The 6,187-nt window shown below is 74.6% G+C and carries 7 protein-coding genes; 3 read left to right on the top strand and 4 right to left on the bottom strand.

Annotation, left to right across the window (positions count from 1 at the left end; translation table 11 throughout):
• On the bottom strand, positions 1–439 hold a 439-nt coding region (locus tag AB7J25_RS29840; protein WP_428514593.1), incomplete at its 3' end, for a ribose-5-phosphate isomerase.
• A gap of 45 nt (positions 440–484) precedes the next feature.
• On the opposite strand from AB7J25_RS29840, the gene AB7J25_RS29835 reads away from it, so the two are divergent.
• Positions 485–1,243, top strand: coding sequence for a DUF429 domain-containing protein (locus AB7J25_RS29835; protein WP_428514591.1), 759 nt, complete (start codon positions 485–487; stop codon positions 1,241–1,243).
• A gap of 76 nt (positions 1,244–1,319) precedes the next feature.
• Here AB7J25_RS29835 and AB7J25_RS29830 read toward each other — a convergent pair whose 3' ends face one another.
• Both AB7J25_RS29830 and AB7J25_RS29825 read right to left on the bottom strand, forming a co-directional pair.
• Positions 1,320–1,928 (bottom strand): DUF937 domain-containing protein, encoded by a 609-nt coding sequence (locus AB7J25_RS29830; protein WP_428514589.1) that lies wholly within the window; start codon positions 1,926–1,928, stop codon positions 1,320–1,322.
• Positions 1,929–1,981: 53 nt separating this feature from the next.
• Positions 1,982–3,229 carry an AI-2E family transporter gene (locus AB7J25_RS29825; RefSeq protein ID WP_428514588.1) on the bottom strand — a complete coding sequence of 416 codons (1,248 nt, stop codon included), beginning with the start codon at positions 3,227–3,229 and terminating at the stop codon, positions 1,982–1,984.
• Between the two features lie 92 nt (positions 3,230–3,321).
• On the opposite strand from AB7J25_RS29825, the gene mobA reads away from it, so the two are divergent.
• Entirely contained in the window at positions 3,322–4,077 is a 756-nt protein-coding gene (gene mobA, locus AB7J25_RS29820) for a molybdenum cofactor guanylyltransferase (RefSeq protein ID WP_428514586.1), read from the top strand.
• A gap of 6 nt (positions 4,078–4,083) precedes the next feature.
• Here mobA and AB7J25_RS29815 read toward each other — a convergent pair whose 3' ends face one another.
• Complete coding sequence (locus AB7J25_RS29815; protein ID WP_428514584.1) at positions 4,084–4,731, bottom strand: M50 family metallopeptidase; 648 nt, start codon at positions 4,729–4,731, stop codon at positions 4,084–4,086.
• Between the two features lie 249 nt (positions 4,732–4,980).
• Here AB7J25_RS29815 and AB7J25_RS29810 point away from each other — a divergent pair.
• Positions 4,981–6,187: ABC transporter ATP-binding protein (locus AB7J25_RS29810; protein WP_428514582.1), on the top strand; the 1,207-nt coding region annotated here is incomplete at its 3' end.

The raw sequence follows: 6,187 nt of genomic DNA, 5'->3' as shown, positions 1-6,187 counted from the left end.
TCTCCCACTGGTCCAGCAGCCGGATCCGCCGCGCGTGCCGCTCCTCGCCGGAGAACGGCGTGCGCAGGAACGCCTCCGCGATCGCGAACGCCTCCGCCTCCGTGTGCTGGCGCGCCCCGATGCCGACCACCTGCGCGTCGTTGTGCTGCCTGGCCAGCTTCGCCGTCTCGGTGCTCCAGGCCAGCGCGGCCCGGCAGCCGCGGACCTTGTTCGCTGAGATCTGCTCACCGTTGCCCGAGCCGCCGATGACGATGCCCAGGGATCCCTCGTCCGCGACCGTGCGGCGCGCGGCCTCGATGCAGAACGGGGGGTAGTCGTCCAGGGAGTCGTAGGTGGCCGCGCCGACGTCGACGACGTCGAAGCCCAGACTGGTCAGATGGTCGAGCAGCCGGGCCTTGAGCTCGAAGCCGGCATGATCCGAGGCGAGGTAGACGCGCACGGTGCGAGATCCTGCCGCAACACCGTCGTCGCCGGTGTCGACGGGGTGCCCGATGGCTGGGTCGTGGCCGTCGTCGAACTCCTGGACGGGCCCCCGGGATCGCGACGGGCCGGTCGGACCCGGACACCCGCGTCGACGGCCAGGACCGGCACGGAGCGGGCGGCCCGCACGGCAGGTGGCGTCCCGGCCGCACCGCGCGGCGGCGCCGTGCGCTGGTCGGTCCTGACCTCCGCGGCCGAGGTGCTCGCCGCGACGGCGCGCTGCGCCGCCGTGGGCATCGACATCCCCCTGGGCTTTCCCGCGGGCCCCGAACGGCGGGCCTGCGAGGTACGGGCCCGCGAGCTCCTGGGGGCCGACCGCTCCTCGGTGTTCTTCACCCCACCGCGCGCCGTGCTGGAGGCCGGCGGCTACGCAGAGGCCTGCGCCGTCGCCCGCCGGCTGACGGGGCGCGCGATCAGCCTCCAGACGTTCCACATCGCGCCGAAGATCCGCGAGTGGGAGGCCCTGGAGCGGCCAGCGCACGTCGTCGAGGTGCATCCGGAGCTGTCGCTGCGACGGCTGGCGCCCGCCGTCGCGTTCGCCCGCAAGAAGTCCGTGCGTGGTGCGGGCCAGCGGATCGCTGCCCTCGCGCGCTGGGTGGACCCGGCGACCGCGCTCGCCGACCTCCCCGACGGCGCGCGCCTCGACGACGTCCTGGACGCGCTCGCCGCCGCGTGGTCGGCGGCCCGGCTCGCCCTCGGGTGCGCGGAGGTGCTGGGCCACGAGGACGACGACCGTGGCCGCCCGATGCGGATCGTGGTCTGACGGTGATCGCCGGTTCCGTGACGTGGGGTGCACGGGTGCACGTCATGTCACGGGAGTGGCGATCACCGCATTCGCCTCAGCGCCGCCCGCCGCCGAGCAGGTCACCGAGGATGGAGCCGAGATCCGGCCCGCCGCCTGAGCCCCCGGAGCCCCCGGAGCCCCCGAGCACCCCGCCGAGAAGGTCGCCGAGCACCCCGCCGAGCCCGCCGGACCCGGCCTGCGCGCCACCGGCGTCCGCAGCTCCCCCGCCGAGCTTCTTGGCCAGCCACGCCATGACGATCGGGGCGAGGATCGGCAGGAGCTTCGCGATCAGGTCCGTGGGGATCGCCCCGCCCGATGACGCGGCGGGGGCGTCGAGACCCTCCGCGTCCGCGCCCGGGGCGCCCAGCGCGCGCACCACGTCGTCGCGGCGCGCACCGAACACGTGACCGACGATCTTGTCGCCGTCCGTCTCGTCCACCTGGTCGAGGTCCACGCCGCCGTCGACCAGCGCGGGATCGTGGCTCGACACGGCCCGCGCGAACGACGCGGCACCCCCGGGGTCGTCGGTGTTGGCCTGGATGCCACCGAGGAGCGCGGGCAGCGCCTGCCGGACCGCCTGTTCGGCGGTGCCCGCGTCGACCCCCAACCGGCCGGCCAGCTGGGTCATCGGGATCTGGGAGAGGATCTCGTCGACGGCGCTCATCGTTCCTCCGGCGTGCGTGGCCATCCTGGCGCCGGCAGCCTAGTGCGCGCCCGTCAGCTCCGGCTCGTCCCGGGAGGGACGCCCGCGTCCGCCGACCCCTCCCGCTCCGCCTCCTCGCCCGCGGTGCCGACGGGCCGCCCGACGGGGGTGACCTCGCCGGGTGCGCCCAGCTCCGGCCCGTCCGTCGAGTCGGGCGGGGGCCCCTCGCCGGTGCGCTCGTCGATGAGTTCACCGAAGTAGCGCAGGACGACCGCCGCGGCCGCCACCGCCGGGACCGCCAGGAACGCCCCGCCGATGCCGTAGAGGCTGCCGCCCGCGGTGACCGCGAGCAGGACGATCGCGGCGTGCAGCGAGAGGCTGCGGGACTGCAGGATCGGCTGCAGGACGTTGCCCTCCAGCTGCTGCACCACCAGGATGATCGCGAGCACGATCAGTGCGGTGGTGAACCCGTTGCTGACCAGCGCGACCAGCACGGCCAGGGCACCGGCGACCAGCGCGCCCACGATCGGGATGAACCCGCCCAGGAAGGTGAGCACCGCGAGCGGGAGCGCGAGGGGGACGTCGAGGATCACCAGGCCGAGGCCGATGAGGACCGAGTCGATGAGCGCGACCACCGCCTGGGTGTAGACGAACCCGGAGACGGTGGCCCAGATCCGCCCCAGGAGCTCCGCGAGGTGCGCGCCCGGCCCGTGGCCGACGACGCCGCGCAGCCACGGCAGGAACCGCGGGCCGTCCTTGACGAACAGGAACGCGAGGACGATCGCGAGCAAGGCGGTGACGACGCTGGACGCCACCACCCCGACGCCGCTGGCGACCGAGGTCACGATGACCGTGATGCTCTGCTGGAGCTTGGTGGTGATCTCGGCCAGCACCGCGTCGAACTGGCCACCGGCCCCGAGGTTGAGCGGCGGGCCGGCGACCCACCGCTGGATCGAGGCGATGCCGCTGCCGGCTCGCGACGCGATCTCGGGGATGCCGCCGCTGATGGACCGCGCGAGCAGCAGGCTGAGCAGCCCGAGCAGGGCGAGCCCGAGGAGCATGACGAGCCCGGCCGCGACGGCCGGGGGCGCGCCGTGGCGGCGCATCCACGCCACCGGCGGCCAGGCGACGGTCGCGATGATGATCGCGAGCAGCACGGGCAGCACGATCACCCAGAGCAGCCCCATGACGTACCAGAGCAGGTAGAGCCCGATCACGACGATCGTGAACCTCAGGCTCCACCGGCTCGCCCACATCAGGCCGTGCGCGATGACGTCACCGCGGCTGGGCCGCCGCACAGCGCCGTCCGGTCTGGCGTCCACGGTGTGCCCCCTGTGGCTCGGTCGGAGATCGTGGCGCCAGCCTCCCAGACCGGCACCGCCCGCGGCAGCTGCGGCGCGCCTAGGATCCGCGGGTGCGCAGCGCCGGGATCGTGCTCGCGGGCGGCCGCTCGAAGCGGATGGGCGCCCCGAAGGCGGCGCTGGAGTGGCACGGCTCGACGCTGCTCGCGCGGACGGCAGGCGTGCTGGCGCGCAGCGTGGACGGCCCGGTGGTGGTGGTCGGGGCACCCGACCAGGAGCTGCCGGACGTGGGCGCCGAGGTGGTGCGCGACCCCGTCGAGGGCCGCGGGCCGCTGCAGGGCATCGGGGCCGGGCTCGCCGCGGTGGCGGGCCGGGCCGAGCGGGCGTTCGTGTGCTCCGTCGACCTGCCGTTCCTGCACCCGGCGTACGTCCGGGCCGTGCTGCGCGCGCTCACGCCGGGAATCGACGTCGCGCTGCCGGTCGTGGGCGGGCACCACCAGCCCCTGGCGGCTGCCTACCGCACGGCGCTGGCCTCGCGTATCGACGCGCTGCTCACCGCGGGCCGGATGCGGCCGGCGATGCTGTTCGCCGAGGTCGAGGTGCGCCGCCTGGGACGGGGCGACCTGCTCGCCGACGCCGAGCTCGCCGCGGCGGATCCCCGGCTCGCGTCCCTGGACGACGTCGACTCCCCCGAGCAGTACCGCGTCGCCCGGGCCGTCGAGCCGCCGGAGGTGGCGGTGGGAACCGCGCGGGTGCGGGCGGCGACGCCGGCCGGCGCCGCCGCCCTGCTGGGCCTGCCCGCGCTGCGCCTTGTCGACGGCCCGGACGGCCCGGACGTGCCGCTCGTCGCCGGTGACGAGCTTCGCTGAGCGCTGCTAGAGCTCCAGCAGGGCCCGCCCGCCGAACCACAGGCAGCCCAGCGCGACCCCCCAGAAGGCCAGCACCCAGAACGCACGCGGGACCAGCGTGTTCGCGGCGAGCTGCGCCGCGTCCGAGCCGCGGCGCCCCCAGCCCTGCCCGCGCAGCGACCACACCCCACCCAGCAGCATGAGCCACACGAGGCCGGTGGCGAGCAGGTCCCGGACGTCCGGGGCGCCCCGCAGGGCGGCCCACCCGATCCCCGCGCCTGCGAGCACCACGAGCACCCAGGTGAACGCGGTCTCCGCGAGGAACAGCACCCCCGCCAGCAGCAGCACCGCGCCCCAGAGCACGACCCACGCGCGGCCGTCCAGGACCAGCCAGGCCCCGCCGAGCCCGAGCAGCGGCGGGGTGACGTATCCGGCGAGGTACACGAACACCAGCCCCGGTCCCCAGCTGCCCGCGAACCGGGTGACCCCGCCCCCGACCCCCTCGTGCACCCGGAACCCGGCCGGGCGGCGACCCGTCAACGCGGCGACGGCGACGTGGCCGCCCTCGTGCGCGACGGTGACGAGCGCCCCTGCCCAGCTGCCGGTGAACAGCACGGCCAACGCGACGACGACACCGGTCACCCACGCGACGGGCAGGTCGGTGAGGAGCTCCACGCTCCCAGTATTCCGATGCCGAGCAGGGTGGTGCCGCCATGTCGGAGGCAGAGCAGGGCGACCGGCCATCCAGAGGGATCCAGGTGATCTTCGCGAGCTGCACGACGTCCGTCTGCGGCTCGTGGCTCGGGTCGTCAGCACTCCTTGACCTGAAGCTCACTTCAGCTCCTACCGTCGCCGCTCAGAAGCCCGCGCCGGAATCGTCGTACCCCTGCGCGACACTGCGGGCGGGCTGGGAGGAGCCGACCGATGAGCATGGAGATGACGGCGTGGACGTCGCTCTACCACGCGATGAACGCCACCGAGCAGCGCACGCCGTTCTCGATGGCCACGCTGCGGCGCATCGGGCGATTCGCCCGTCCCCACGCGAGGCGACTGGTCATCTTCGTCGCGCTGAGCGTCGCCGGGGCGGCGCTGGCGGTCGCCACGCCGGTGCTGGCCGGGCGGGTCGTCAACGCGATCACAGCGGCCGAGCCGGTCGAGGTGGTCGCCGGGCTCGCCGGGCTGATCGCGGTGCTCGCGCTCGCCGAGGCAGGGCTCGGCATCGTCTCCCGCTTCTACTCCGCGAGCATCGGCGAGGACCTCATCCTGGACCTGCGGGCCACGGTGTTCGACCACGTCCAGCGCATGCCGGTGGCGTTCTTCACGCGCACGCGCACCGGGGCGCTGGTCAGCAGGCTCAACAACGACGTCATCGGGGCGCAGCGGGCGTTCTCCGACACGCTGTCCGGGGTCGTCGGCAACCTGGTCACGCTGGTGCTGGCGCTGGCGGTGATGCTGAGCCTGTCGTGGCAGGTCACGCTGCTCGCGCTGGTGCTGCTGCCGGTGTTCGTGATCCCGGCCCGGCGGATGGGCCGCCGCCTCGCCGTGATGGAGCGGGAGGCCGCCGACCACAACGCCGCGATGGGCACGCAGATGACCGAACGGTTCTCCGCACCCGGCGCCACGCTCGTGAAGCTCTTCGGGCGCCCGGCGGAGGAGACGGCCGAGTTCGTCGCGCGGGCCCGGCGCGTGCGCGACATCGGGGTGCGCACCGCGATGGTGCAGTGGGTGTTCGTCACCGCACTCACGCTCGTCTCGGCGCTGGCGCTCGCGCTCGTCTACGGCCTGGGCGGGGTGTTGGCGCTGCGCGGCACGCTCGACGCGGGCTCCGTGGTGTCGCTCTCGCTGCTCATCACCCGGCTCTACGCCCCGCTCACCGGGCTCGCGAGCGCACGGCTCGAGGTGATGACGGCGCTGGTCAGCTTCGACCGGGTCTTCGAGATCCTCGACCTGCCGCCGCTCATCGCCGAGCCCGTGCACCCGAGGCCGCTGCCGGACGGGCCGCTGTCCGTCGAGCTGCGCGGCGTGTCCTTCGCCTACCCGTCCGCGGACCGGGTCTCGCTCGCGTCCCTGGAGGAGGTGGCCCAGCTCGACGTCCGCGGCGGCGTCGAGGTGCTCCACGACGTGTCGTTCC

The sequence above is a fragment of the Pseudonocardia sp. genome (assembly GCF_050246655.1).
Classification (GTDB): Bacteria; Actinomycetota; Actinomycetes; order Mycobacteriales; family Pseudonocardiaceae; genus Pseudonocardia.
Note: the sequence above shows the minus strand (reverse complement) of the source record. Positions and strands in the feature narration are given on the sequence as shown.